The sequence below is a fragment of the Micromonospora ureilytica genome (assembly GCF_015751765.1).
Classification (GTDB): domain Bacteria; phylum Actinomycetota; class Actinomycetes; order Mycobacteriales; family Micromonosporaceae; genus Micromonospora; species Micromonospora ureilytica.
In genome coordinates this window covers 2496455-2521242 of sequence record NZ_JADOTX010000001.1, presented here as the reverse complement: position 1 = coordinate 2521242, position 24788 = coordinate 2496455, and the positions used below count along the sequence as shown (strand labels likewise).

The 24788-nt window shown below is 73.3% G+C and carries 27 protein-coding genes; 14 read left to right on the top strand and 13 right to left on the bottom strand.

The window, feature by feature from the left end:
• Positions 1-17: 17 nt before the first annotated feature.
• From IW248_RS11225 to IW248_RS11205, 5 genes are all read right to left on the bottom strand, one after another.
• Entirely contained in the window at positions 18-680 is a 663-nt protein-coding gene (locus IW248_RS11225; RefSeq protein ID WP_196926910.1) for a hypothetical protein, read from the bottom strand.
• Positions 677-3352: an FtsK/SpoIIIE domain-containing protein gene (locus IW248_RS11220; RefSeq protein ID WP_196926909.1), complete on the bottom strand. Its 2676-nt coding sequence runs from the start codon at positions 3350-3352 to the stop codon at positions 677-679. The genes IW248_RS11225 and IW248_RS11220 overlap by 4 nt, the downstream gene beginning before the upstream one ends.
• Complete coding sequence (locus IW248_RS11215; protein ID WP_196926908.1) at positions 3345-4457, bottom strand: hypothetical protein; 1113 nt, start codon at positions 4455-4457, stop codon at positions 3345-3347. Before IW248_RS11215 ends, IW248_RS11220 begins: the two co-directional genes overlap by 8 nt.
• Before the next feature lie 6 nt (positions 4458-4463).
• Complete coding sequence (locus IW248_RS11210) at positions 4464-4724, bottom strand: hypothetical protein (protein WP_030332749.1); 261 nt, start codon at positions 4722-4724, stop codon at positions 4464-4466.
• A gap of 152 nt (positions 4725-4876) precedes the next feature.
• Positions 4877-5269: a PIN domain-containing protein gene (locus IW248_RS11205; protein WP_196926907.1), complete on the bottom strand. Its 393-nt coding sequence runs from the start codon at positions 5267-5269 to the stop codon at positions 4877-4879.
• Positions 5270-5409: 140 nt separating this feature from the next.
• Here IW248_RS11205 and IW248_RS11200 point away from each other — a divergent pair, with 140 nt between their 5' ends.
• The 3 genes from IW248_RS11200 to IW248_RS11190 are packed head-to-tail and all read left to right on the top strand — an operon-like array spanning position 5410 to position 8527.
• Positions 5410-7968, top strand: a complete 2559-nt coding sequence (locus IW248_RS11200; RefSeq protein WP_196926906.1) for an ATP-dependent Clp protease ATP-binding subunit — start codon at positions 5410-5412, stop codon at positions 7966-7968.
• Complete coding sequence (locus tag IW248_RS11195; RefSeq protein WP_196926905.1) at positions 7965-8177, top strand: hypothetical protein; 213 nt, start codon at positions 7965-7967, stop codon at positions 8175-8177. The genes IW248_RS11200 and IW248_RS11195 overlap by 4 nt, the downstream gene beginning before the upstream one ends.
• Positions 8177-8527: a DUF3140 domain-containing protein gene (locus tag IW248_RS11190; protein ID WP_124821708.1), complete on the top strand. Its 351-nt coding sequence runs from the start codon at positions 8177-8179 to the stop codon at positions 8525-8527. The genes IW248_RS11195 and IW248_RS11190 overlap by 1 nt, the downstream gene beginning before the upstream one ends.
• A 57-nt stretch (positions 8528-8584) precedes the next feature.
• Here the strand turns inward: IW248_RS11190 and IW248_RS11185 are convergent, their stop codons facing one another.
• From IW248_RS11185 to IW248_RS11175, 3 genes are all read right to left on the bottom strand, one after another.
• A complete protein-coding gene (locus tag IW248_RS11185) occupies positions 8585-8830 on the bottom strand; it encodes a hypothetical protein (protein ID WP_124821707.1) in 246 nt (81 codons plus the stop codon).
• Between the two features lie 60 nt (positions 8831-8890).
• Entirely contained in the window at positions 8891-9871 is a 981-nt protein-coding gene (locus IW248_RS11180) for a LysR family transcriptional regulator (RefSeq protein WP_196926904.1), read from the bottom strand.
• 83 nt (positions 9872-9954) lie between these two features.
• Positions 9955-10566, bottom strand: a complete 612-nt coding sequence (locus IW248_RS11175) for a hemerythrin domain-containing protein (protein ID WP_196926903.1) — start codon at positions 10564-10566, stop codon at positions 9955-9957.
• A 148-nt stretch (positions 10567-10714) separates the two neighbouring features.
• Between IW248_RS11175 and IW248_RS11170 the strand changes: the two genes are divergently transcribed.
• Entirely contained in the window at positions 10715-12043 is a 1329-nt protein-coding gene (locus IW248_RS11170) for a M20/M25/M40 family metallo-hydrolase (RefSeq protein ID WP_124821704.1), read from the top strand.
• Positions 12044-12101: 58 nt separating this feature from the next.
• Positions 12102-12764 (top strand): hypothetical protein, encoded by a 663-nt coding sequence (locus IW248_RS11165; RefSeq protein WP_124821703.1) that lies wholly within the window; start codon positions 12102-12104, stop codon positions 12762-12764.
• Positions 12765-12821: 57 nt separating this feature from the next.
• Here the strand turns inward: IW248_RS11165 and IW248_RS11160 are convergent, their stop codons facing one another.
• From IW248_RS11160 to IW248_RS11150, 3 genes are all read right to left on the bottom strand, one after another.
• Entirely contained in the window at positions 12822-13013 is a 192-nt protein-coding gene (locus IW248_RS11160) for a DUF5703 family protein (protein ID WP_013734349.1), read from the bottom strand.
• A 220-nt stretch (positions 13014-13233) separates the two neighbouring features.
• Positions 13234-14085: an SseB family protein gene (locus IW248_RS33695; protein ID WP_196926902.1), complete on the bottom strand. Its 852-nt coding sequence runs from the start codon at positions 14083-14085 to the stop codon at positions 13234-13236.
• Positions 14082-14501, bottom strand: coding sequence for a YbaB/EbfC family nucleoid-associated protein (locus IW248_RS11150; protein WP_196926901.1), 420 nt, complete (start codon positions 14499-14501; stop codon positions 14082-14084). The genes IW248_RS33695 and IW248_RS11150 overlap by 4 nt, the downstream gene beginning before the upstream one ends.
• Positions 14502-14593: 92 nt before the next feature.
• On the opposite strand from IW248_RS11150, the gene IW248_RS11145 reads away from it, so the two are divergent.
• The 3 genes from IW248_RS11145 to IW248_RS11135 are packed head-to-tail and all read left to right on the top strand — an operon-like array spanning position 14594 to position 16903.
• The gene (locus tag IW248_RS11145; RefSeq protein ID WP_124822552.1) at positions 14594-14926 is read left to right on the top strand and encodes a hypothetical protein; all 333 of its coding nucleotides are present in this window, start codon (positions 14594-14596) and stop codon (positions 14924-14926) included.
• The gene (locus tag IW248_RS11140) at positions 14923-15984 is read left to right on the top strand and encodes a WXG100 family type VII secretion target (RefSeq protein ID WP_196926900.1); all 1062 of its coding nucleotides are present in this window, start codon (positions 14923-14925) and stop codon (positions 15982-15984) included. The genes IW248_RS11145 and IW248_RS11140 overlap by 4 nt, the downstream gene beginning before the upstream one ends.
• A 10-nt stretch (positions 15985-15994) precedes the next feature.
• The gene (locus tag IW248_RS11135; protein WP_196926899.1) at positions 15995-16903 is read left to right on the top strand and encodes a hypothetical protein; all 909 of its coding nucleotides are present in this window, start codon (positions 15995-15997) and stop codon (positions 16901-16903) included.
• 105 nt (positions 16904-17008) lie between these two features.
• Here the strand turns inward: IW248_RS11135 and IW248_RS11130 are convergent, their stop codons facing one another.
• Positions 17009-17980, bottom strand: a complete 972-nt coding sequence (locus IW248_RS11130) for an aldo/keto reductase (RefSeq protein ID WP_196926898.1) — start codon at positions 17978-17980, stop codon at positions 17009-17011.
• Positions 17981-18166: 186 nt separating this feature from the next.
• Between IW248_RS11130 and IW248_RS11125 the strand changes: the two genes are divergently transcribed.
• From IW248_RS11125 to mshC, 6 genes are all read left to right on the top strand, one after another.
• On the top strand, positions 18167-19219 hold the full coding sequence (locus IW248_RS11125; protein ID WP_030332780.1) for an LLM class F420-dependent oxidoreductase: 1053 nt from the start codon (positions 18167-18169) through the stop codon (positions 19217-19219).
• The gene (locus IW248_RS11120; protein WP_124822548.1) at positions 19216-20052 is read left to right on the top strand and encodes an undecaprenyl-diphosphate phosphatase; all 837 of its coding nucleotides are present in this window, start codon (positions 19216-19218) and stop codon (positions 20050-20052) included. The genes IW248_RS11125 and IW248_RS11120 overlap by 4 nt, the downstream gene beginning before the upstream one ends.
• 102 nt (positions 20053-20154) lie before the next feature.
• The gene (locus IW248_RS11115) at positions 20155-20868 is read left to right on the top strand and encodes an MSMEG_4193 family putative phosphomutase (protein WP_196926897.1); all 714 of its coding nucleotides are present in this window, start codon (positions 20155-20157) and stop codon (positions 20866-20868) included.
• Between the two features lie 157 nt (positions 20869-21025).
• Positions 21026-21610, top strand: coding sequence for a DUF3090 domain-containing protein (locus IW248_RS11110; RefSeq protein WP_196926896.1), 585 nt, complete (start codon positions 21026-21028; stop codon positions 21608-21610).
• Positions 21607-22425, top strand: a complete 819-nt coding sequence (locus IW248_RS11105) for an SCO1664 family protein (protein ID WP_124822545.1) — start codon at positions 21607-21609, stop codon at positions 22423-22425. The genes IW248_RS11110 and IW248_RS11105 overlap by 4 nt, the downstream gene beginning before the upstream one ends.
• A gap of 66 nt (positions 22426-22491) precedes the next feature.
• On the top strand, positions 22492-23730 hold the full coding sequence (gene mshC / locus IW248_RS11100) for a cysteine--1-D-myo-inosityl 2-amino-2-deoxy-alpha-D-glucopyranoside ligase (RefSeq protein WP_196926895.1): 1239 nt from the start codon (positions 22492-22494) through the stop codon (positions 23728-23730).
• 212 nt (positions 23731-23942) lie between these two features.
• Here the strand turns inward: mshC and IW248_RS11095 are convergent, their stop codons facing one another.
• Positions 23943-24734: a GntR family transcriptional regulator gene (locus IW248_RS11095; protein WP_196926894.1), complete on the bottom strand. Its 792-nt coding sequence runs from the start codon at positions 24732-24734 to the stop codon at positions 23943-23945.
• Positions 24735-24788: the final 54 nt, after the last annotated feature.

Here is a 24788-nt window from a genome sequence, read left to right as displayed (position 1 = left end):
ACCACTGTGGACCGCGGTCAGCGGCCGAGGACCAGCAGCAGCACTGTGGTCAGCAGGCCGGCGCCGAGGACCACAGTGATCGGTCGCGGCCCGAGCACCGCGTGCCGGCGGTCGGCCAGCACCCGGGCCGGCACCAGGCCGACCAGGGGCCCGAGCAGGGTCACCACGAGCGCCAGCACCGGCAGTCCGACCGCCAGGTCGCCGCCGTACCCGACGCCGAGCGCCCGGGCACCGGCGCCCAGCCCGTACGCCAGCACCCCGCCGGCCACCCCGCAGAGCGCCAGCAGCGGGTTGACCGAGCCCGGCAGCTCACCCGGCTGCCCGGCCCGGTCGAGCAGGTCCCGGGCCCGTCCGAGCAGCAGCACCGGGTCGGTGGTCCCGTCGCTGGCCGCAGGTGCGGGTGGGCCGCCGAGGCGGCGGGCACCGAGGCGCGAGCGGACCTGCTGCCACAGGTGGGCCACCTCGGCGTCGACCCGTTCCTGCTGTTCACGGGCGGCGACGAGCTCCTCCTCGGCGTTCTGGAGCTGCTCGGCCGCGTCGGCGACGGCCCGTTCGGCGGCAGCGCACTGCCGCTCGTGCCAGGTGTGCGCCTCGGCGCGCTGCTCGCGCACCCGCGCGGTGAGGTCGGCCAGTCGCCGCAGCTGCGCCGCGTACGTCTCGCTGGTCACCGGTTCGTTCATCGGCTCGGTCCATAGGGGATGATCACCTGTCCGGTGCGCTGGACCGCCCGGTCGAAGAAGAGCCCCCGCCAGGGGCGGGGATACCAGTCCGGGCCGCCGGTGCCCGGGTAGAGCGAGGAGCCCAGCTCGTCGCCGTGCGCGTCCAGGGCCACCCAGGCGCCGATCTGGTCGGTCCGGGCGCCCGGCCCACCGAGGTCGGCGCGCATCCGGGCGACGCCCCGCCACCAGGCCAGCACGTGCGTCCGGCGTTCCGGCCCGTCGTGCATGATCCGGCGCAGCTGCTCCAGGCCGGTGCGCCGACCCATGCGGGCGGCCAGCGCACCCGCTGCCGCGTCGACAGCGAACAGCAGCAGATAGTGCGGGCTTCCCGGGCCGCTCAGCCCGTCGGCAGTCTCGGCCATCAGCTCACCGACGGTCTCCTCGTCGTACCAGGCGGCGTCGTCGGCGAGGTCCTCGTAGAGGGCGCGGGCCATCGGGTCGGCGTCCGGGTCGAGGCAGGCGATGGAGAACCGGGCGGTGCCCGGCGGGTGCTGGCGGGCCAGCGACCGGGCCGCGGCGTCCAGCACCGCGCACGCCTCGTCGACGCGGGTGCCGAGCACCGCGAGGTTGCGGCCCGGGGCGCGCGGCAGCCGCAGCGACGCCGAGCGGGACTGCACGTCGATGATCTCGCCGAGCAGTGCCACCGGGTTGCGCGGCGCGGTCCCGTCCGGGGGTACGGCGAGCGCCCGGAAGTCCGGGGCGTCCGCCAGTCGGGGGATCGCGTCGCCGTCGAAGAGCCGGGCGGGTGCCGCGTCGGGGGACCGCATCCGCCACAGCCGGTGCTGCAACCCGCTCCAGGTCTCCCAGTCGCTGGCCGACGGGATGCGGGCGACCTCGTTGCCCTCCACCATGCCCGACTCGGCGTTGACCACGGCGTGCCAGCGCGGCAGCGACTGCGCCGCGTCGTTGCGCTCGGCGAGGATGCGCAACGCCTTGGGCAACGCGATGCGCAGGGTGAACTGGGCGACCAGGGCGGGGCGGCCCCACAACGCCTCGATGCCCCGCACGTCCTGCGAGGCGAGGACCAGGTGGATGCCCTGCGACCGGCCACGCCGGGCCAGGTCCTCCAGCAGGTCGGCCGCCTCCCGGGCGACCACGTCCCGGCCGGCCAGCAACATCTGGAACTCGTCCACCACCGCGACGATGCGTGGCCAGTGCCCGGTCGGGTCGACAGCCCGCAGCTCGGCCAGCTTGGTCACCTCGTGCTTCTTGGCCGCGTCGGCGCGTCGGCGCAACTCGTCGGTGAGGAAGCGCAGCAGCGCCAGCCCGAACTCCCGGTCGGTGTTGACGTTGATGCCGACCAGGCGCATGTGTGGCAGCCAACTGGGGTCACGTCGGCCCTGCGCGAACCGCGCGAAGGAGACCCCCTCCTTGAAGTCCAGCAGGTAGAACTCCAGCTCGGCGGGGGAGTAGCGGGCCGCCAGGGCGCCGATCCACGCGAAGATCAGGTTGGTCTTGCCGGTGCCGGACGGCCCGCCGATCAGCGCGTGCGGCGGATAGTCGCCAAGCGTCAACCGCACCGGCCGGCCGTGCGGACCCTCACCGATCGGCGCGGTCAACCCGTCGGCGGAGTCCTCCCGCCACATCAGCTCGGGCGGGGGCAGCAGGTCGGTGAAGGGGGTCGGCGGCGGGCCCGCGTTCACCCGGGCGGCGACGTCCCGGCAGGTCTCGGTGACCAGCGTCGCCGGTGGCGGCGGGTCCAGCCGGACCGCCAGCCCGGCCGAACCGCCGATCCGCGCGCCGGACACCCCGGCCACCACCCGGGTCACCGTCGGATCCTCCGGCAACGGCACACCGAGCACCACCAGGTGTACGCCGCACGCCGCGCCGGCCCGCACCACCCGGTCCAGTTGCCCGCGCTCGTGCCGGTTCAGCTCCTCACCACCGAGCAGCACCGCCACCCGCCACGGTTCGGGTCGTCGGCCGGTCGCCGCCGCCAGTTCACGCAGCGACGCGTACTCACCGGCGAGGACCGTCTCGTTGATCCGGCGGATCTGCTCCACCAGGTCGTCCAGCAGCGGGCCCAGCCCGCCCGGACCGACGAAGGTGAGCAGCCCCGCCGTGCCCAACGGAGCGAACCCGGCCAGGCCACCACCGAGCTGGTCCGGGTCGTACCCGATCAGTCGTACCGCCCCGGGGTCGGCGCGGCCGACGGCCCGCAGCAGCAACGCGGACACCACAGCGTCGCAGCCGGCGCGGTCGTCACCGGAGAGGTGGACGTGCCCGGCGTCGAGCAGCGGCACCAGCGCGGGCACCGGGTCGACGCCGTCGATCCGGACCGTGCCGACCCGCAGCGCGCCGGGCGGTTCGGCCCGGCGGGCGGGCGTCGGCGTCCACCCGGCCCAGTCGGCCCCCGCGCAGCCGGGCGCCTCCTGGCGGGCCGCGTCGGCGGCCCGCCGGGCCAGCTCCGCGATCCGGGTGGAGTAGCGGGCGTCGATCTCGGCGATGCGGCGGTCCCGTTGGGCGCCCACCCGCTCCGGTACGGCGGCCGCCGCCCGCTGAACCCGGGCCAGTCGTTCCCGCCCGGCGGTCAGGTCCGCCTGGGCTGCGGACAGGCGGGTACGGGTGGCGCCCAACGCCTCGGCGAGGGTGTCCCGGACCCGGCTGGCCAGCTGACCGCGCCGGTCAGCCATCGGAGCCCCGACGCGTCGGCGCGTCCCGCCAGGGGCTGCCCGAGCGCGGTGGCAGCCCACCGGAGCGCTGCGCACCGGCAGTGCCCGGAGGCTGGACCGCACCGCCGGCGCGGGGAACCGCCCCCGCCGGCCGCCCGGAACCGCCCGGTTGCCCGGCCCGCGCCGGTTGCCCCGCCCCGCCCCGTTGCCCCGACCCGCTCCGCTGCCCCGCGTCGCGCGGTTGCCCCGCGCCCGTCGGTTCGCTGGCACCCGCCGGTCCTCTCGCGCCGCCGGCCGGTAGGTCCCGGCCGAGTCGGGCGAGCAGCAGCCCGGTCGCCACCCCGGCGGTCACCGCGGAGTCGGCGGCGTGCGACGGCTCCCCGGAGGCACGCGGCGGCGGCATCCGGCACACCCGGGTCAGCAGCGTCTCCAGCACCGGCGGCGGCAGCCCGGGCAGCAGGTCACGGACGCGTCCGTCCAACTCGCCGCGCAGCCGCCCGAGGTCGGTGGCACGCGGCGGGTGCCCCAGCAGCTCACCGGCCAGTTCGCGCAGCAGCGGCGGCGCCAGCGCTGCCATGCCCAGCCCCACGTCGGCCGGGGCCCGGCGCAACTCCTTGCGGAGCCGGTCCCGGTCGCCGGAGCGGACACCACCCACCACTCGGCGCAGCAGCTCCTGGGAGTCGTCCACCCGTTCGTCGGGTTCGTCGTCGGTGCTCTCGCGCCCGCCGGTCAGCTCGGCCACCCGCACCGCCCACCAGCGGCTCAGTCGTACCTGCTCGGCCGGCTCCGGGGCGACAGCTGTGGGCCCGGACGCCGGTGGCGTGTCGTGTCGGGGAGCGCGTTGCTCGGGGCGGGGCGCCGGGGCGCCGTCCGCGCCGAGACCGATCGCCGTCAGATAGGCCGACAGCTGTTCCTGTGCCACCCGCAGCGCGTAGCCGGCGCTCTCGGCGTGCTCGGTGGCTGCGGACAGCTCGGGCACCCCCATCGGGTTGGCCGACTCCTGTCGTACCCAGCGCAGGCGCTCCGCGGCCAGGCCGAACTTCTCCAGCGCCTGCCCGAGCAGCGCCATCGGGAACTCCTCGGTGGCGGCACGGACCTGCCCGCCGACATCCTCGATGATGGACACGGCGGCCTACAGGGTGGAGACGTAGAGCTGCGCCTGCTCCACCGCGACAAGTGTCGCGGCGAGACACTCCTCCAGCTCCTGGCTGGCCTGGGTCAACGACGCCTGGGCCGCCTCGACCGTCTCGTGCCCGCTGCCCTCCAGCGCCCCGGCCAGTGTCTGCTGTGCCTCGGACAGCTTCTCGCCGGCCGCCTGCACGGCTGTCTGCCCGTCCCCGATCTGTTGCAGGGCGACATCGATGGCAGCCTTCAGCTCGGCGACGCTCGCCACGGTGGAACCTCCTGGGGGCGGGGAGATCTCCATTAGAGCCTATCGGCGGTTCCGAAAGAACATCCGCCCTGTCGGTGTTCCTGCCCGCCTGTCCGGAAGGCCCTGTGAAGTGCCGGGAGTCCGATCTGTGGGAGTCCCAGTGCGAGAACTTCTCAGTTGTTGGTCGGGTTCTCGCGGAGCCAGCGCGGGCCGTACACCTCGGCGCCCAGCGCCGTCACCCGCCCGCGCAACTCGCGGTCCGCGGTGACCACCAGCCGGCGGCGCTGCGGCGCGTCGGCCACCAGCTCGACCACCGTGTCGTCACCGGAGCCGGCGGCGGAGACCACCCGCACGCCCTCGGTGCCCGGCACGTCCCGCGCCGCGCCCTCGACCACCAGCACCACCTCGACCGGGGCGGGCAGCCGGGCGGGCAGCCCGACGGTCGCCACCGGGGCGAGCGAGTCGCGCAACCGGGCCGCGGCGCCGGCACGGTCACGCCACCACCCGTTCGGGCGGGAGCCGACAACGTTGGCGCCGTCCACGATCAGCAGCGGGGTCTCATCCATCCCGTCAGCCTGCCACCATCGGCCGGCCCTGACCCGACGCCACTCCCGGAATACCGGTCCTCCGCTACCTGCGGCGTTTGTCGGGGCGCGCGCCGGGTAGCCCCTGCCGACCGTGCCGAGCCCTACTGCGGAGGACAGACATGATGGGACCCGGTGACATCGGCTCCGACCCGTGGGACGAATTCCTGGCCAGGTACTTCGGCCGGGGCGAGGGAGGGCGCCGACCGCCGCACCGGGTCGACATCACCCGACTGATGACGGCCGACGCCCGGGAGATGCTGGCCGACGCGGCCCGGCGGGCCGCGCAACGGCAGAGCAGCGACCTGGACACCGACCACCTGCTCTGGGCGGCGCTGCAACGCGAACCGCTGCGCGACCTGGTACGCCGCGCCGGCGCCGACCCGGATACCCTGCTCAACGCCCTCGGCGGCAAGGGCGACGGCGCGCCGCGCGGGGAGGTGCCGCCGAACCTGTCGTTGACCCCCGCCGCCAAGCGGGCGTTGCTCGACGCCCATCAGCTGTCCCGGGCGATGGGCGCCAACTACATCGGCCCCGAGCACATCCTGATGGCGCTGCCGCTCAACCCGGAGTCGCCGGCCGGGCGCATGCTGGCCGCCGGCCGGATCCAACCCGAGTCGTTGCAGGCCGCCAACGCCGAGCGCGGGCCGATGACCGGGCCGAAGCCGGACCGCGGCACGCCCACCCTGGACCAGTACGGGCAGGACCTCACCGAGCTGGCGCGGATGGACCAGATCGACCCGGTGGTCGGACGCGCCGACGAGATCGAGCAGGCCATCGAGATCCTGTCCCGACGGACCAAGAACAACCCGGTGCTGATCGGCGAGGCCGGCGTCGGCAAGACCGCCATCGTCGAGGGGCTGGCCGAACGGATCTGCGACGGCGACGTGCCGCAGACCCTGCTCGGCAAGCGGGTCGTCCAGCTCGACCTGGCCGGCCTGGTTGCCGGCACCCGCTACCGGGGCGACTTCGAGGAGCGGCTGAAGAAGGTGATCGACGAGATCCGGGCGCACCGGGACGAGCTGATCATCTTCATGGACGAGATCCACACCCTGGTGGGGGCCGGTGGCGCCGGCAGCGAGGGCGGGATGGACGCGTCCAACATGCTCAAGCCAGCCCTCGCCCGGGGCGAGCTGCGGGTGATCGGCGCGACGACGCTGGACGAGTACCGCAAGAGCATCGAGAAGGACGCCGCCCTGGCCCGGCGCTTCCAGCCGGTGCTGGTGCCCGAGCCGAGCGTCGACGACACCATCGCCATCCTGCGCGGGCTGCGCGACCGGTACGAGGCCCACCACCAGGTGCGCTTCTCCGACGAGGCGCTGGTCTCGGCCGCCGAGCTGTCCGACCGCTACGTCACCGACCGGTTCCTGCCGGACAAGGCGATCGACCTCATCGACCAGGCCGGCGCCCGGGTGCGGTTGCGGACCCGCACCCCCGCGTCCGACGTGCGGGAGCTGGAGCAGGAACTCGACGAGGTACGCCGGGACAAGGAACAGGCCGTCACCGACGAGCAGTACGAGCGGGCCTCCGCGCTGCGTGACCGGATCGCCGAGCTGGAGGAGGACATCCGACGCGCGAACGGCGAGGACGGCTCGTCCGGCTCCCAGGTGCCCGAGGTGGGCCCCAAGGAGATCGCCGAGGTGGTCTCCCGGGCCACCGGCATCCCGGTCAGCCAGCTGACCGAGGAGGAACGGGACCGGCTGCTGCGCCTGGAGGGTCACCTGCACCAGAAGGTGGTCGGGCAGGACGACGCGGTGACCGCTGTCGCCGAGGCTGTCCGTCGCTCCCGGGCCGGGCTGGCCGACCCGGAGCGGCCGATGGGCAGCTTCCTGTTCCTCGGCCCGACAGGTGTCGGCAAGACCGAGTTGGCGCGAGCCCTGGCCGAGGCGCTGTTCGGCGAGGCGGACCGGATGGTCCGGGTGGACATGAGCGAGTTCCAGGAGCGGCACACGGTCAGCCGGCTGGTCGGCGCGCCGCCCGGATACGTCGGCTACGAGGAGGCCGGTCAGCTCACCGAGGCGGTGCGCCGCCGCCCGTACGCGGTGGTGCTGCTCGACGAGATCGAGAAGGCCCACCCGGACGTGTTCAACATCCTGCTCCAGGTGCTCGACGACGGGCGGCTCACCGACAGCCAGGGCCGCACTGTGAACTTCAAGAACACCGTACTGATCATGACGAGCAACCTCGGCTCCGAGCTGATCACCGGCGCCCAGCGCTCGGTCGGCTTCGGCACCGGGGACGTGGGCAGCGAGCAGGAGAGCAACGAGCTGCGGGAGCGGCTCATGCGTCGCCTGCAGGAGAACTTCCGCCCGGAGTTCCTCAACCGCATCGACGAGGTCATCATCTTCCGCCGGCTGGAGGCCGAGCAGCTGCGCGACATCACCGCGCTGCTGCTGGAGGAGACCCGCCGCCGCATGCACGCCCAGGACCTCCAGGTGGAGTTCACCACCGCCGGCATCGACTGGCTCGCCGAGCACGGCTACCAGCCGGAGTTCGGCGCCCGCCCGCTGCGCCGGGTGATCCAGCGGGAGGTGGACAACCACCTGTCCCGGATGCTGCTGGAGTCGGCGATCTCGCCGGGGCAGAAGGTCACGGTGGACGTCCGCGACGGCGCGCTCACCTTCGACGTGACCGCAGGCGAGCGGGGGTACACCGCCGCCACGACCACCCACCCGCGATGAGCGGGTCGGGGCGAAGGGACGACCAGGAGGACCCGCACGAGCCCGCGGAGCCCGCGAAGAGCCGGGACGAGGACGACCATCCCGACCCGATCCTGGCGCCGCCCACCGCCAACCCCCGCCGGACGCGGGTGCCCGCGGAGGGCCTGCATCCGAAGACCGACCAGGACGACCCGGAGAGGTCCGGGCCACCGCCCGGAGAGGAGACCTGATGGTACGCGAAGCGCGACTCGACCCCGAGGTGGAAGTGCTCTGGGATGACTTCCACGCCGAGGTCAACGTCCCGTCGGAGCAGCTGCGGACCTGGCTGCTGACCCGAGGTTCGGGAGAGGAGTCGTTCAGTCCGAACCCGAACCTCGACCTGCCCCAGCCGGGCCGGGAGATCCTCAAGGTGCTCAACAAGCGCAAGGTGGACCTCACCCCGGAGGACATCGAGGTGATGCGTGAGGCGGTCGAGCGGATCCGCGAGCTGATGGACGCCAAGCCGTCGCGTGGCAACGCCGACGACACCTGGCGGCACTCCCTGCTGGACCTGGGTCACGACCCGCTCGTCGAACTCTGAGCGAAGGTAGTCCGCGACGGTGCCGTCCCGAACCCGGGGCGGCACCGTCGCGGCGTGCTACTGACCCTGGTCGGGCTCCAGACTGCCGATGGTCAGGCCGGCCGCGTCGGCGGCGGCGTCCCGGTCGCCACGGGTCTGGTCCTCCCGGGTGAGCAGGTTCGCGTACTCGGTCACGTCGGCCGGGTCGGGCACCGTCGGCAGGCGGCGCAGGAACGCCTCCACCGCACGGGTGGCGGCGGTGTGCGCGGCAGCCGCCTGGCGTAGCAGTTCACGGTCGTCGGCGGGCGGGTAGAGGTCGGTCATGTCCGCCAGATACCCGGCCCACGGCGGTTCGCACCGCCAGCGGCCGGGAATACCTGCCGGTCAGCCCGGTCGGACCCCGGTGGGTTGCCGGACGCCGAACCCCGGGTTGCGGGGCAGCCAGGCCAGGTACGCCGGATGCGGCGCCAACGAGTCGACGTACGCCGCCTTGGCCGTCTCCAGCACCAACTCGGCGCCCTGGGCGGCGGGGGAGTCCGGATGCCAGCCGAGCAGGAGCCGCCAGCGCAGCGGCGTCCCGGCGACCTGACGGGTGACCAGACCACTCACCGGGCGGAACGTCGCCTGGCACAGGGCCACCGCCACGCCGGCTTCCACCAGGTCGACGCAGCCGCGGATGTCGGTCTCGTACACCTTGCGGGGGGTGAAGCCGGCGCGGGCGCAGGCGGCGGCGAAGCAGTCGGCGAAGCAACCGTCGCCCGGCGCGGCGACCCACTGCTCGTGGCGCAGGTCCGCCAGACGTACCTCGTCCTGCGCCGCGAGGGGATGGGTCTCCGGCAGCAGCACCAGCACCGGGTCGACGGCCACCTCCTGCCAGCTCAACCCGAACCCGGCCGACGGGCTGGCGTCGCCGCACACCCCGGCCAGCGCGAAGTCCAGTCGACCGCCGGCCACCAACTGCGCCAACTCGTCCACCGACCAGGACGCGTACGTGGTGATCTGGGCGGGCGGCTGCTCGGCCGCCAACCGGTGCACCAGCCGACCCAGGATCGGGCTGTTCACCCCACCGAACCGGTAGCACGGCGGGGCGTCGCCCGCCCCGGCCAGCCGGGCGGCCTCATCCTGCAGCCCCTTCATCGCCGGCAGCAGCACCCGGGCGCGGGCCAGCACCAGCTCACCGAGCGCGGTGGGCCGGGCACCGCGCCGGTCCCGGTCGAACAGCGGGCCGCCCAGCGTCCGCTCGATGCGTTGGAGCTGGGCGGTGAGCGCCGGCTGGGCCAGGCCGAGCGCCGACGCCGCCTTCGTCACACTTCCCGTCTCCGCGATCGCGCAGACAACCCGCAGGTGACGCAGCTCCAGGTTCATAGGGTGACGGTAGGACTACGCGTCTGCTGGCGGAATAGCCCGAGTGGATCGGTGATAATGAATGCATTGCCGGCTGGCGCCGGTCACTTGTCGCGCGGCTGCTCCGGCAGGTCCGCCAGGTACGTCGGCCGCCGCGTCACCACGTCGAGGACCTTGTCCACCACCCCGACCGCCGGCTCCACGATCCGGTTCCACGGAGGCGTGGCCGGCGTTCCCGGGTGCGGCCGGGTCGGCGCGGCCTCCTCGGCGATCTCCAGCCGGTTGCCGAGCCGGACCAGCTCCTCCTCGGTCGCGACCGCGCGCAGCTCGGTGACCAGCTCGCCCACACCGTCGACATGCCGGCGGACCCGCTCGGCGATGTCAGTCAGCGCCTCGTCCGTGAGCCCCTTCAGGGCGCTCAGCAGGGCCGCGTCGGCGTTGATCTCCGCGTCCACCCGCTCGGCGGCCGTCGGCAGCGCCGCCCGCACCGCCGGCAGCAGGTACTGCTCCTCGGCGGACAGGTGCCGCGACAGCGCGGCGGTGAGCACCGTCAACCCCTCCTGCGGCGTGGTGTCCGGGCCGGAGAGCTGGTCCAGCAGCGCCAGCAGTTGCCGGTGCTCCCGGTCCACGATGTCGGCGATGCTGGGACCGGCGGGCCGGTAGCCCTCCTCGGGTGCGGGCGCGGGCGGCAGCGGCGGCAGGGGAACGGCGGACATGGTGCCCTCCTCGACTGGCGGGCGGAAGCTCCGGCAGGGACGTACGGTCGTGGGCGGCGGTACCCGAACGCGGCCACGGCGAAACCGACCCGTCGATGCGTCCCCCCGCGCCGGCCTGTCGACCAGCTCGGGCTGGTATGAAGAGGCGATGACGAGCGATGCCGCCTCCGCCCGACCCGACCCCACCGCAGAGGTCGTGGACCTCTGCCGCGACCTGCTGCGCATCGACACCACCAACACGGGCGACAACGACACGAGCGTCGGCGAGCGCCACGCGGCCGAGTACGTGGCGGAGAAGCTCGCCGAGGTGGGCGTGGAGTCCGTCCTGCACGAGTCCGCGCCGGGCCGGGCGAACGTGGTGGCCCGCATCCCGGGCACCGACCCGAGCCGGGGCGCGCTGCTGGTGCACGGCCACCTGGACGTGGTGCCCGCCGACGCCGACGAGTGGTCGGTGGGCCCGTTCTCCGGCGAGCTGCGTGACGGCTACCTCTGGGGCCGGGGCGCGATCGACATGAAGGACTTCGACGCGATGGTGCTCGCCGTGGTGCGGCACTGGCAGCGCACCGGCGTACGACCCCCGCGCGACATCGTGCTCGCGTACACCGCCGACGAGGAGGCGGGCAGCGACTACGGCGCGCGCTTCCTGGTGGACAACCACCGCGGCCTCTTCGACGGCTGCACCGAGGCGATCGGTGAGGTCGGCGGCTTCTCCTACTCGGTCAACGACAACCAGCGGCTCTACCTCATTGAGACCGCCGAGAAGGGCATCGACTGGCTGCGGCTGCACGCCAAGGGCCGCCCCGGGCACGGCTCGATGATGCACGACGACAACGCCGTCACCGCGCTCGCCGAGGCGGTCGCCCGGATCGGCCGGCACCGCTTCCCGGTCGTGGTCACCGACACCGTGCGGGCCTTCCTGACCGAGGTCTCCGACCTGCTCGGCATCGAGCTGGACCCGGACGACCCGGAGACGGCCATCGCCAAGCTCGGCCCCATCGCCAACATCATCGGCGCGACCATCCGCAACACCGCCAACCCGACCCGGTTGAGCGCCGGCTACAAGGACAACGTCATCCCCGGCCGGGCCACCGCCACCATCGACTGCCGCAGCCTGCCCGGCCAGTCCGAGCTGCTGGAGCGGCAACTGCGCGAACTGGTCGGCCCGGACATCGCGATCGAGTACGTGCAGCGGCAGCCGGCGCTGGAGACCACCTTCGACGGTGACCTGGTCGAGGCCATGTCGGCGGCCCTGCGCGCGGAGGACCCGGGGGCGCGGCCCGTTCCGTACATGCTCTCCGGGGGCACCGACGCCAAGGCGTTCTCGCAGCTCGGCATCCGCTGCTTCGGGTTCGCCCCGCTCCGGCTGCCCGCCGACCTGAACTTCTCGGCGTTGTTCCACGGCATCGACGAGCGCGTTCCGGTGGACGGACTACAGTTCGGCGTGCGGGTTCTCGACCGGTTCCTCCGCACCTGCTAGCCGTGTCCGGCCGTGTCCGCCGGCGCGCAACCTCCCCAACGTGAAGGGACTGCCCCACATGACCGACCAGCATGGTGAGCTGGACGCCGCTCTCGAGCGGGTGATCGAAGCGGCCCGCCACCACCTGGCCGCCGTACGCGCCGCCCAGGGCCGCGTCGACGACGACGACGTCTGGCAGGCGTACGTGGCGTTGAACAACGCCTCCTTCGCGTACGACGAGCGGCTGCTCGACGCCTTCGGCGAGGTGACGCCGTGGGATGTCGACTCGATCGACCCGGACGAGGCCGACGAGCGTTTCGGCGGCGGCGAGGGAGCCGAGGCCAGCGACCCGCACCCCCGGGTGATCTCGGTGCGTCAGCGTCGTGACTACCGGGTGCCGAGCGTGTCCGCGCTGCTGCGCGTGGCCGAGGCGGCCCGCCGCGAGGGCACCCCGGAGGACGACGAGCCGGCGCCGGTGGAGGGCGTCGGCGAGGCGGTGCTGGAGCTGCTGCAGAGCGGCGACGGCTCGCTCGGCGCGTTGGACGTCCCCGAGTTGGAGCCGCTCGACGGGGTGGTCATGGTCAGCGAGGTCGGCACCCCTGTCGACCTGGAGTCGTTCGACGACGACGACGCGGTCGGCCCGTTCCAGCCGGCGGCCGACGACCGGCTGGTCGGTCGGCTCGACGAGCACCCGTTCCTGGAACTCGACGACGACCACGACCACGCCGGGCACCAGCACTAGCCACTGGCCGGGTGCCGCCCGGGGCCGACTCCGGCCCCGGGCGGCACCGCCCGGTCGTCAGTACGACAGACCCGGCTGCGGCTGGTTGACCCGCCGACGGCGCAGCACCACCTGGCGCGTGCCGTCCCGGTACAGCCGCACCCGGGCCAACTCCCATCCGGAGAACTCCGCCTGGATCGCCAACTGCGCCGCGGCGGTCAACCGGTCGACGTTCGGCGGCAGCCGCAGTGGCGCGTACTCGTAGTCCATGCCCTCCATGCTGCCCAGCCCAGCAGCCGTTCGCCACCCCCTCCAGGGTGACCAACAACGCCACCCCGCCCGGTCCGTGCCTCCGTGCCCCCCGCCGCGCCGATCTTGCACTTCCGGTCGCCGACATGAGTGGAACGCCCCCTATGTCGCCACCGCAAGTGCAAGATCGCTGAAGAGGACCGCCCCTGGCCCGCCGAGGCAGTGCGGCTGAGCCGGGACGTCAGTCGGTGGGGGTGTTGGCCGTCAGCAGGGCGGCGAGGGCCGGCGCGGCCAGGGCGACCGCCCGGCTGCTGCCCGGGTCGACGGCCAGCCCCCAGGACGGGTCCGGCCAATCCTCGAACAGTTCGGCGCAGGGCAGCGCGACGAACGGCACCCCGTCCCCGGCGAACGCGGCGAGCGCCCCGGGCGAGGTGAAGACCGGCAGCAGCGGCGCGCCGGTCGCGTCGCCGACCACCGTCCACGGGAAGCCGGCATCCGGCGCCGGTTCCCCGGAGAGGGGCACGCACACCGGGGCGCCGGCCAACGCTGCGAGGTAGCCGGGCAGGTCACGCCGGCCGACGGCCGCGGCGAGCACCGCCACCACCGCCGGCTCCGCCGCCTCGGCGGGCGCCGGGCCAGGTCGTGCGGCCGGCACCGCCGGGCCAGGTCGTGCGGCCGGCACCGCCGGGCCAGGTCGCCCGGTCGGCGCCGTCGGGCCGGGCCGGGCCGGTGGCATCGCCGGGCCAGGGCTCGCAGCCGGTGGCACCGCCCGGCAGGAGAGTGCGCCGGGGTCGTCGGTCAACACCTCGGCGGCGGTACGGGCCACGAACGCGCTGAGCCGCTCCACCTGCTCCGGGGTGCGCGGTGCCTCGTACCACCAGCCCTCGTCGCCGGTCGGGCGGCGCCAGCCGAGCGCGGCCAGGCGTGCGTCGTCGTGGCCGGGGCAGACCACCCGCACCGTGTGGCGGCGCACCAGCAGCCGGATCCCGCGCGGACCGGCGGTGAGCTCCAGGTCGGTGTCCCGGTCGCAGCGGGCGACGGTGTCCCGCAGCCGAGCGGCGATCTCCGGCCAGGTCGGCGACGGCGACGTCACGCCGGTGGGCCGGGCAGGCGGTCGTCCAGCCTCCCGAGCCGGGCCACGGTCTCCTCCAGCCGGCCCAGTGCCGAGAAGTCGCCAGGCGTGCCGAACAGGTCGCCGAGCCCCGCGCCGAGCGCAACGTCCAACCCCTCGGTGTGCTCGTCGACGTGCCCGGAGGCGACCTCGCGTGCCCGCCGGTACGCGTCGAGCACCAACTCGGCCACCCCCTCCGTGCCGGTGCGCAGGGCGGCGGGCGTGAGGGTGAGGCCGGTCAGCGCGCCGGTGGCGTCGACGGTTGCCGAGACCAGTCCGCTCTCGTCGGCCGCGGTGCCGGACAGCTCGGCCAGGTCGTCGCGGAGGCCCGCGAACCGGCGCTCGATGTCGGCGATCCGCCCGGCGAGCGCGTCGAACGCTGACGTCGGGTCCGTCATGAGATTCCTCCCCGTGAATCGTGCGACCGGGTGGTGCCCGGCGGCCGGGAGATCGTATCGTCGGTGCGCTCGACTCATGGGGGAGGAACGGCATGCCACCGGATATCGATGTCGACGTGCAGGCGGTCCGTCGACTGGAGACAGCCGCCAAGCAGGTCGCCAGCTCGCTCGCCGCACTGGAGGGGCAGATCGTCTCGGCCGGCGACGTGCCGTCGGACGCCTTCGGTCACCTGCCGTTCGCCAGCGACATGCTCCGCGACAAGTACGCCGAGCAGGTCACCGGCGGCAAGGAGCTGTTCGCCGCCGCGAACGCCGCGTTCGGCCGGGTCGCCACGGCATTGGCCGACACGGCCGAGGCGTACGAGCACAACGAACGGGACCTCGACGCCGGGTTCAAGGCCATCCAGTCGGGGCTGCCCGGATGAGCGGGCCGGCCGGCAGCGCCGTCCAACTGTGGAACGGCCTGGACAGCGCGCTGTCCGGGGTGGAGGACGCCGTCAACAGCGTCTGCCGGACCCTGGCCTGGCCACTCATCCAGCTCGTCGACATGGTCGACGGCGAGCCCGCCGTGCTGCGCGCGAAGGCCGCCGAGTGGGACGCGCTGGCCGCGCAGGTGCGTGACCTGGCGCAGGGGCACCGCGGCGTCCGCGAGTCCGCGCAGGTTGGGTGGCGCTCACCCTCCGGGGTGGCGTACGGGCAGCGGCTGGCCGAGGTCGAACAGCAGATGCTCGACGTCGCCGAGCAGTTCGCCGCGACCGCCGAGTACCTGCGCAGTGTCGCTGACGGCCTGCAGACCGTGCACGACGTGCTCGTCGACCTCTGCGTCGAATTCGTGAATTTCCTGCTGGTCACGCTGGTGACGGCGTTGCTGATGGCGCCGTTCACCGCCGGGGCGTCCTGGGTGGCCGGCATGGGCGTCGCCGTAGCCAGGGGCCTGATCGTGCTCACCCGGATGCTGAAGGTCATCCGGCCGCTGGCGACGCATCTACAGAAGGTCATCCGTCTGCTCCAGCGGGTCATGCTGTATCTGCGCAAGCTGCGTACGCACCTCGACAAGCTTGTCGACATGCAGAAGAAGCTGCGCACCGGCCAGAAGTACGCCGACAAGCGGCACGCCGCCGGCAAGGCCGACAAGTGGTTCCACAAGATTCTCGACCCCACCAAGGGCACCTACAAGCTGGGCAAGTCCGGTTCCCCGTTCGACATGGGCGCCCTCGATCGGGCCGCCGCGCTGCGGGCGCACGGGGTCGCCGACGGCGCCCGGGTGATCGCCCGGGACTGGGCGACGAACCTGCCGTGGAACGTGCCGAACTCGGTCGTGCACGGCGTCACCTGGGGGACCGTCGCGTTGACCAGCGGGCTCTCCGTTCCCGGCAGCGAGCAGATCGGCGACCAGGTCGACCAGGCGGTGCAGGGCGGGGCGGACTGGATCGACCAGAATGTCTTCGGGCAACCGCCGGCGGGTCAGCCGGCGGGCCGTTAGGGAGGAACGAGTGACGGCAGGGGAGCGAGGCCGGCTCGGTCGGTTCACCGACGCGGTGCTCGGCGGCGCGCGGGCCGCCCGGGACAAGGCCCGTGAGCTGCGCGATGAACTCCGCACCAGCGACGAACCAGAACGCGCTCTCGTCGCGCCACTGCTGCCCGGTCAGGAGCTGCGTTATGTGGGGCTCGGCCCGGTCCGCGCCCCGCAGACCGCAAAGGCCGGTCGGCAGCTTGCCGATGTGATGGCCGACGAGTTCGTCCACTCGCTCGACCCGAAGGTGCTGTTCGGTCTGCTCAACATCGTCAACCCGGTGGTCTGGGTGGACGCGGTGCTGACGCCGGTCCGGCTGGCCGCGGGCGTGCTGCTGCTGCCCGGCAACGCCGGCGCCATCGCCGCCGGCGTGCCGGAGGCGGCCGAACCGGAGCCGACCCCACCGCACCAGCTGGTGCAGCGGGATCCCATTCCGCTCACCGAGGAGCAGGAGGCGTTCCGCGCCCTGTTCCGGCTCAGCCTGTACCGCCCGCTGGCCGAGCAGTTGGCCGAGATCGCGTACCGTCGTCGGTTCGTCTTCAGCGGCGACCTCGCCACCCTCGCCGGCAGCCTGTTGCTCTTCCTGGAGCGTTACAGCGGCACCCCGCTGGCGGTGACCGACACCCACCTGCACCTGCTGCGGATGGGCCCCCGGCCGGACGCCGACCGGCCCGACCGACGGCAACCGCGGGTGCTGTGGAGTGTGCGACGCGACCGGGTGGCCCGGGTCGACTCGGAGCGCGGCGCGACCGGGCTCGTGCAGCTGACGTCCACGATCGTCTTCGACGACGGCTCGTGGATCCGGCTCACCCAGCCCGCGCTCCGCGACGACCAGTCGCGCTTCCTGACCGCGATCCACGACCTCCCCGGGCAGCGCCCTCAGCCGTGACCCGGCGCGCAGGCCAGCCGTGACCCGGCGCGCAGGCCAGCCGTGACCCGGCGCGTGGGCCAGCCGTGACCCGGCGCGCAGGCCAGCCGTGACCCGGTCGGCCGGTCAGCCGTCGCGTTCGGGGTAGCCGACCGGCACCGCGGAGACGTCGTCCAGCGCGGTGGTGATCTCCTCGGGCAGGGTGATCCGTTCCACCTGGAGCGCGCCGAGCAGTTGCCCCACCGTGCGGGCGCCGAGGATCGGCGCGGTCACGCCGGGCCGGTCCCGGATCCACGCCAACGCCACCTCCAGCGGCGACACCCCCAGCCCGCCGGCCGCGGTGGCCACCGCCTCGACGATGCTGGAGCAGCGCGGCTCCAGGTAGGTCGAGACGAACCGTTCGAAGTGCGGCGACGCGGCCCGGGAGTCGCCCGGACGGCCGTGCCGGTACTTGCCGGTGAGCACTCCCCGGCCCAACGGGGACCAGGGCAGCACGCCGAGGCCGAGCGCGTCACACGCGGGCAGCACCTCCCGCTCCACGCCCCGCTCCAGCAGCGAATATTCCACCTGGGACGCGACCACTGGCGCACGCCCCGGCCAGGCGGCCTGCCAGGCGGCGGCCCGCGCGGTCTGCCAGCCGGAGAAGTTCGACACCCCGACGTAACGGACCTTGCCGCTGGCTACCGCGTGGTCCAGGGCGGCCAGGGTCTCTTCGAGGGGGGTGTCCGGGTCGTACCCGTGCACCTGGAACAGGTCGACGTGGTCGGTGCCGAGCCGGCGCAGCGACGCGTCCAACGTCCGCAGCAGGTGCCCCCGGGAGCCGTCCCGGCGTCGGCCACTGCCGGGGCGCAACCCGGCCTTGGTGGCGATCAGCAGCTCCTCGCGGGGGACGAGGGAGCCCAGTAGCGAGCCGATCACCGACTCGGCGTCGCCGTCGCCGTACACGTCGGCGGTGTCGATCAGGTTGCCGCCCGCGTCCAGGTAACTCTTCAGCTGAGCGGCCGCATCGTCGGCGTCGGTGTCCCGGCCCCAGGTCATGGTGCCGAGCGCGAGCCGGGAAACCGCCAGCCCGCTTCGGCCGAGCGGTCGCTGTTGCATGGGTGAACCTTATTTCGAACCTGCCGCCACCGATATCCTCGCTCCCGTATCTCTGCCGGTTCTGCCGGTTCCGCCGCCCCGGGCTGCCCCGATGGAGGGGGGATCAAAGGGGTCGAGCCGGTGATCGAGTCCGTTATCGGCATTGCGTAACCTGGGGCGACCTGTGCCACGGATGGGGGAGGACCAGTGCGACTCGGGCTCAGTCTTGGATACCAGACGGCGTGGAGCACACCTGCCGATCACCTGGCGCTGGCCCAGGAGGCGGACCGGCTGGGCTATTCGGTGGTGTGGGCGGCGGAGGCGTACGGCTCCGACTCGCCCAGCATGCTCGCCTGGATGGCCGGGCAGACCGAACGGATCGACGTCGGCGCCGCGGTGATGCAGATCCCCGCCCGTACGCCGGCGGCCACTGCCATGACCGCCGCGACGATCGACGCGCTCTCCGGCGGCCGGTTCCGGCTCGGCCTGGGCGTCTCCGGCCCGCAGGTGTCCGAGGGCTGGCACGGCGTGCGCTTCGCCAAGCCGCTGGCCCGGACCCGCGAGTTCGTCGACATCGTCAAGCTGGCCATCGCCCGCAAGGAGGTGGCGTACGACGGCGAGCACTACACGTTGCCGCTACCGGACGGCCCGGGCAAGGCCCTGCGTCTGGGCTTCCACCCACCACGCGAGCACATACCGATCTACCTGGCCGCTGTCGGCCCGAAGAACCTGGAGCTGGCCGGCGAGATCGCCGACGGCTGGCTGGCCGTGTTCTACGCCCCGGAGTTCGCCGAGGAGCAGCTCGCCTCGGTGCGCGCCGGCCGGGCGAAGGTCGGCAAGGAGCTGGCCGGGTTCGACGTGGTGCCGTCGGTGCCCGTGGTGATCGGCGACGACGTGGCCTCCTGCGCCGAACTCGTCCGCTGGTACGCCGCGCTCTACGTGGGCGGTATGGGCAGTCGGCAGCAGAACTTCTACAACCAGCTCGCCACCCGGATGGGCTACGGCGACGCCGCCCGCGAGGTGCAGGACCTGTACCTGGCCAAGCGGCAGCGCGACGCCGCCGCCGCCGTGCCCATGGAGTTCATCGACCGCACCTCGCTGCTCGGCCCGAAGGAGCGCATCGCCGAGCGGATGCGGGAGTACGCCGCCGCCGGCGTCACCACGCTGTCGGTGACCCTTTTCGTGGCCGACCGGGACAGCGGTGTGCAGACCCTGCGTACCGTCGCCGAGGCTCTCGACCTCTCGGGAGTCGGCGAGTGACCTGGGTCGAGGCCATCGTCCTGGGCATCGTCCAGGGACTGACCGAGTTTCTTCCGGTCAGCTCGTCGGGGCATCTGCGGATCACTTCGGCGATCTTCTTCGACCGGGACGCCGGCGCGTCGTTCACAGCGGTCACGCAGCTCGGCACGGAAGCGGCCGTGTTGATCTACTTCGCGAAGGACATCTGGCGGATCACCCGGACGTGGCTGGTCGGCATCAGGGACAAGTCGGTGCGCTCCAGCCTCGACTACCGGATGGGCTGGTACGTGATCGTCGGCTCGATTCCGATCGGGCTGTTCGGCTTCCTGTTCAAGGACCAGATCAAGACCGCCGGGCGCAACCTGTGGGTGGTGGCGACCACGCTCATCGTGTTCGCGTTCGTGTTGGCGTTCGCCGAGTACTGGGGGCGGCAGACCCGCACCCTGGAGAACTTCCGGATGAAGGACGGCGTCGTGATGGGCTTCGCCCAGGCCATGGCGCTGGTCCCCGGGGTGTCCCGCTCCGGCGGCACGCTCACCGCCGGCCTGCTGCTCAACCTGACCCGGGAGGCGGCGGCACGGTACTCGTTCCTGCTGGCCATCCCGGCGGTGGTGATGTCCGGCGTGTTCAGCCTCGGTGACGTCTTCGAGCCGTCCGCCCCGGGCACGTCCGTGCCCACCGTGGCCCAGACGCTGGTGGCCACCGTCATCGCGTTCGCCATCGGCTACGCGGCCATCGCCTGGCTGCTGCGCTACGTCGCCCACCACACCCTGTACGTCTTCGTGCTGTACCGGGTCGCGCTGGGCACCCTGGTCCTGGCCCTGCTGCTGACCGGCACGATCGACGCCACCTGACCGACCTGCCGACGGCCCTCGGCTCCGCCTGCGGGCGGAGCCGGGGGCCGCGGTCGTCGGGTCGCGGCCCGCGGCGGCCCGGGGCGGAGCCCAGGTCATAGGGTGGTCCCCGTGGCGACCCTTCTGCTTCTGCGACACGGCCGAACCACGGCGAACGCCGACGGCGGCCTCGCCGGCCGCCAGCCGGTCGAGTTGGACGACACCGGCCGTGCCCAGGCCACCGCGGTCGGCGAGCGGCTGCGGGCGGTGCCACTGGCGGCCGTGGTGACCAGCCCGCTCATCCGGTGCCGGCAGACCCTGGAGCTGGCGCTCCCGCAGGCCGCCCCGGTGGTCGAGGACGGGCTGATCGAGTGCGACTACGGCAGCTGGGAGGGGCAGCCGTTGAAGAAGCTCGCCAAGGAGCCGCTCTGGCCTGTCGTCCAGCAGCACCCCAGCGCGGCGGTCTTCCCGGGTGGGGAGGCGATGGCGGCGATGGCGGCGCGTGCCGTGGCGGCGGTGCGCGCCTGGGACGCCCGGGTGAGCGCCGAACACGGGCCGGAGGCGGTCTGGCTGGCGTGTAGCCATGGCGACGTGATCAAGGCCATCGTGGCGGACGCGCTCGGCGTACACCTGGATGCCTTCCAGCGGATCGTGGCCGACCCGGCGTCGGTGACGGCGATCCGGTTCACGCCGCTGCGTCCGTTTCTGGTGCGGCTCAACGACACCGGTGGCGACCTGGCGGCGCTGGTGTCGCCTCCGGCCAAGCGGCGCCGGCGCGCGAACCGCGTGGCCGACTCGGACGCGGCCGTCGGCGGCGGGGCGGGTGGGTCGCGGTGAGGCGCGTCACGACAGCACCCCCGGCCGGGGCGTCAACGCACGCCACAGAGGCCGCCACGCCCGGGTATAGCCCCTGGTACGCCGGGCGCGCCGTCGCCGCGGCGATTCGCGTCGGTGGGGTGCGCGAGGCCAAGGCGGGCCGGATAGGGTCGTGGGTATGACCCACCAGGTGCACGCCTTCGAACCGCCGGAGCGGTTCGTCGCCGGGACTGTCGGGCCGCCGGGGGAGCGCACGTTCTTCCTGCAGGCCCGCGGCGGCGGCAGGCTGGTCAGCGTCGCGCTGGAGAAGGTCCAGGTGTCCCTGCTCGCCGAGAAGCTGGAGGAGCTGCTCACCGAGGCGCAGCGTCGCTTCGGGGTGGACCTGCCCGAGCTGGCGCCGGTGATCGGCGACAACGAGCCGCTGGACACTCCGGTCGACGAGGAGTTCCGGGTCGGGACCCTCGGGCTGGCCTTCGACGTGGACACCGCGACCGTGGTGATCGAGGCGATCGCGGCGGGCGAGGTGGAGCCCGAGGTCGAGCTCGGCGACGAGGACGAGGACGACGAGGACGACGACGAGGACGACGAGCCGGACGAGGACCTGGATCGACTCCGGGTCCGGCTCACCCCGCAGGCGACCCGCCAGTTCATCGAGCGGGCCCGGCGAGTGGTCAACGCGGGCCGGCCACCGTGCCCGCTCTGCGGCCAACCGTTGGACCCCGCCGGGCACCTCTGCCCGCGGCACAACGGTTATCACCGGTGACCTCGTCCGGCCTCCAGCCTCGCCAGGACGGCGACGCCGCGCTGCGGCTGCTGCGTGACGGCGTCCTCGACCTGGAGGGTCGGTTGGTCGACGCGTCGAACACGACGCTGCGCGGCATCCTGACCCTGGACGGGGTGACCGCCCGCTGCGTCTACAAGCCGGTTCGTGGCGAGCGCCCACTCTGGGACTTCCCCGACGGCACCCTGGCCGGTCGGGAAGTCTCGGCGTACCTGGTCTCCCGGGCCACCGGGTGGGGCCTCGTGCCGCCCACAGTGCTGCGCGACGGCCCGTTCGGCCCCGGCTCCTGCCAGCTGTGGATCGACGAGCCGGAGGACGCCGAACCGCTCGTCGGTTTCCTGCCCGCCGGGGAGTTGCCGCCGCGCTGGATCCCGATCGCCGCGGCCCGGGACGACGACGGCGCCGCGTACGCCCTGGCCCACGCCGACGACCCGAGGCTGGCCCGGCTCGCGGTGCTCGACGCGGTGCTCAACAACGCCGACCGCAAGGGCGGTCACGTGCTCGTCGGCGCCGACGACCGGATCTACGGCGTGGACCACGGGGTGAGCTTCCACGTGGAGGACAAGCTGCGTACGGTGCTCTGGGGTTGGGCCGGTAAGCAGTTGCCCCCGGACGCCGTGGAGATGCTCGACGCGCTGTCCGGGCAGGTCGCCGGGGCGCTCGGCGCGGAGTTGGCCGACCACCTGACGATCAGCGAGGTGGCCGAGGTGGCCGCCCGGGTCGACAGGCTGCGCGAGACCGGCAGCTTCCCCCAGCCTCCGGAGGACTGGCCGGCGATGCCCTGGCCGCCCATGTGATCCGCTGTCATCTTGATCACCCGTGGGGTGCTCCGGCGTCGTCGCCGGGCTGGCTAGGCTGATCCCATGGAGTCTTGGGCGGGACACGAGGTGCCACGGCTGCCGGGCAGGGGCGAGCCGCTGGCGTTGTACGACTCGGCACGGCAGGGTGTCCACCCGAGTGAGCCAGCCGACGCGGGGAGCATGTACGTCTGCGGCATCACCCCGTACGACGCCACCCACCTCGGCCACGCCGCCACCATGATCACGTTCGACCTGGTGCAGCGGATGTGGCGCGACGCCGGCCGCCCGGTGCGCTACGTGCAGAACGTCACCGACATCGACGACCCGCTGCTGGAGCGGGCCGCCCGCGACGGCGAGGACTGGGTGGTCCTGGCGATGCGCGAGACGGCGCTGTTCCGGGAGGACATGGAGGCGCTGCGGATCATCCCGCCGGCGCACTACGTGGGCGCTGTCGAGTCGATCCCGGACATCGCCGACAAGGTCGAGGTGCTGCTCAAGGACGGCGCGGCGTACCGGCTCGACGACGGCACCGGCGACGTCTACTTCGACATCTCCGCCACGCCCCGCTTCGGCTACGAGTCGAACCTGACCCGTGAACAGATGCTGGAGATCTTCCCCGAGCGCGGCGGCGACCCCGACCGGGCCGGTAAGCGCGACCCACTGGACCCGCTGCTGTGGCGCGGCGCCCGCGAGGGCGAGCCGTCCTGGCCGGGCGGCGAGCTGGGCCCGGGCCGCCCTGGCTGGCACATCGAGTGCGCGGTGATCGCGCTCAACCTGCTCGGCGACCGGATCGACGTGCAGGGTGGCGGCAACGACCTGCTGTTCCCGCACCACGAGGCGTCCGCCGCGCACGCCGAGCGGCTCACCGGCCAGGCGCCGTTCGCCGAGCACTACGTCCACGCCGGCATGATCGGCCTGGACGGCGAGAAGATGTCCAAGTCCCGCGGCAACCTGGTCTTCGTGTCCCGGCTGCGCGCCGACAAGGTCGACCCGATGGCGATCCGGCTGGCGCTGATCTCCGGGCACTACCGCAGCGACCGCACCTGGACCGACGACCTGCTCACCGCCGCGTACGAGCGCCTGGACCGTTGGCGGCGGGCCGCCGCCGCGCCCGCCGGGCCGTCCGGGGCTGAGCTGCTGGCCGAGGTACGCGCACGCCTGGCCGACGACCTGGACACCCCCGGCGCCCTGGCCGCAGCCGACCGCTGGGCCGAGGCGACCCTCGCCGGCGCCACGGACGACCCCGAAGCGCCCGCCCTCTTCGCCAAGACGGTGGACGCCCTCCTGGGCATCCGCCTCTAGCCCCCGCGCGCCCGCTGATCGACTCGGCTTGCAGGAAGTAGTGGTGTCCAGGGCGGTGCGATGCCCCGACTTCCAGAAAACCGAGCCGATCACCCCGGCCAAGACCCCGCGCCGATCCCCTAGACCTCCGTTGATCATGAGGTTGGCGGTCATTTCGATCTCTGCGGGCCCCGTCAACCTCATGATCAACGGGAGTGGCAGCGGGGCGCTTGCTAGCCCAGGACCAGGCCGGGGTCGGGTTCCGGGTCGGGCGTTGGGCCGGGGATCTTGTACTCCTCGGTGAGGGTGGTCATCGGGCCGGGCCAGGTCGCCTGGGACACCTCGATCGGCTTGTGGTGCGCGTCGTACGCGACGTGCAGCAGGTGCAGCACGGGGGTGTCGGGTCGGATCTGGAGGGTCTCGGCCTCCTCCCGGCTCGGCTGGCGGGCGCTGATCGTGTCGGTGGCCGAGGCGTACCGCCGTCCGGTGGCTTCCTCAGCCTCCTGGTAGAGCGGCCGGCCGAACGCCTCGGTGCGCTCCAGCGAGGTGCCGGCGGTGTCGCGGGGCAGGAACCACGAGGCGCCCACCTCGACGGGGGAGTCGTCGGTGCGGACGAGGTGTCGGCGGCAGAGCAGGTTGGTGCCGTCGGACACGCCGAAGGCGTCGGCCACCTCGGCGGGGGCGGGGGCGTGCCCGACGGAGACGAGTTGTTGACGGTATCGGGCGGCCAGATCGGTGTGGTAGCCGCGGAAGCCGCCGTACCGGCCTCGGGAGAGGCGGTTGAGGCGGCGGCGGGTGCCCCGGACGTACGTACCGGAGCCGGGTTTGGTGATCAGGATGCCCTCGACCCGCAGCTGGTCGACGGCGCGTTGCACGGTCTGCTTGGCGACGCCGAACATCTCGGCGATGGCCGGGATGGACGGCAGCCGCTCGCCCGGCCCCCAGTCGCCGCGGCGGACCTGGGCCTTGAGCTGCGCGGCGATCTGTCGGTGCGGGAACTCGGCGGCCCCGGGATTGATCTGCACACCCGCCTCCTTGATCACATCTAGGTTCCTAGGATGCCCCAGCGGGTGTGACGG

Coding starts and splice junctions, on each gene's coding strand:
- IW248_RS11225 (WP_196926910.1), bottom strand. CDS start 680: ATGAACGAACCGGTGACCAGCGAGACGTACGCGGCGCAGCTGCGGCGA.
- IW248_RS11220 (WP_196926909.1), bottom strand. CDS start 3,352: ATGGCTGACCGGCGCGGTCAGCTGGCCAGCCGGGTCCGGGACACCCTC.
- IW248_RS11205 (WP_196926907.1), bottom strand. CDS start 5,269: ATGGATGAGACCCCGCTGCTGATCGTGGACGGCGCCAACGTTGTCGGC.
- IW248_RS11200 (WP_196926906.1), top strand. CDS start 5,410: ATGATGGGACCCGGTGACATCGGCTCCGACCCGTGGGACGAATTCCTG.
- IW248_RS11195 (WP_196926905.1), top strand. CDS start 7,965: ATGAGCGGGTCGGGGCGAAGGGACGACCAGGAGGACCCGCACGAGCCC.
- IW248_RS11190 (WP_124821708.1), top strand. CDS start 8,177: ATGGTACGCGAAGCGCGACTCGACCCCGAGGTGGAAGTGCTCTGGGAT.
- IW248_RS11185 (WP_124821707.1), bottom strand. CDS start 8,830: ATGACCGACCTCTACCCGCCCGCCGACGACCGTGAACTGCTACGCCAG.
- IW248_RS11180 (WP_196926904.1), bottom strand. CDS start 9,871: ATGAACCTGGAGCTGCGTCACCTGCGGGTTGTCTGCGCGATCGCGGAG.
- IW248_RS11175 (WP_196926903.1), bottom strand. CDS start 10,566: ATGTCCGCCGTTCCCCTGCCGCCGCTGCCGCCCGCGCCCGCACCCGAG.
- IW248_RS11170 (WP_124821704.1), top strand. CDS start 10,715: ATGACGAGCGATGCCGCCTCCGCCCGACCCGACCCCACCGCAGAGGTC.
- IW248_RS11165 (WP_124821703.1), top strand. CDS start 12,102: ATGACCGACCAGCATGGTGAGCTGGACGCCGCTCTCGAGCGGGTGATC.
- IW248_RS11160 (WP_013734349.1), bottom strand. CDS start 13,013: ATGGACTACGAGTACGCGCCACTGCGGCTGCCGCCGAACGTCGACCGG.
- IW248_RS11150 (WP_196926901.1), bottom strand. CDS start 14,501: ATGACGGACCCGACGTCAGCGTTCGACGCGCTCGCCGGGCGGATCGCC.
- IW248_RS11145 (WP_124822552.1), top strand. CDS start 14,594: ATGCCACCGGATATCGATGTCGACGTGCAGGCGGTCCGTCGACTGGAG.
- IW248_RS11140 (WP_196926900.1), top strand. CDS start 14,923: ATGAGCGGGCCGGCCGGCAGCGCCGTCCAACTGTGGAACGGCCTGGAC.
- IW248_RS11130 (WP_196926898.1), bottom strand. CDS start 17,980: ATGCAACAGCGACCGCTCGGCCGAAGCGGGCTGGCGGTTTCCCGGCTC.
- IW248_RS11110 (WP_196926896.1), top strand. CDS start 21,026: ATGACCCACCAGGTGCACGCCTTCGAACCGCCGGAGCGGTTCGTCGCC.
- mshC (WP_196926895.1), top strand. CDS start 22,492: ATGGAGTCTTGGGCGGGACACGAGGTGCCACGGCTGCCGGGCAGGGGC.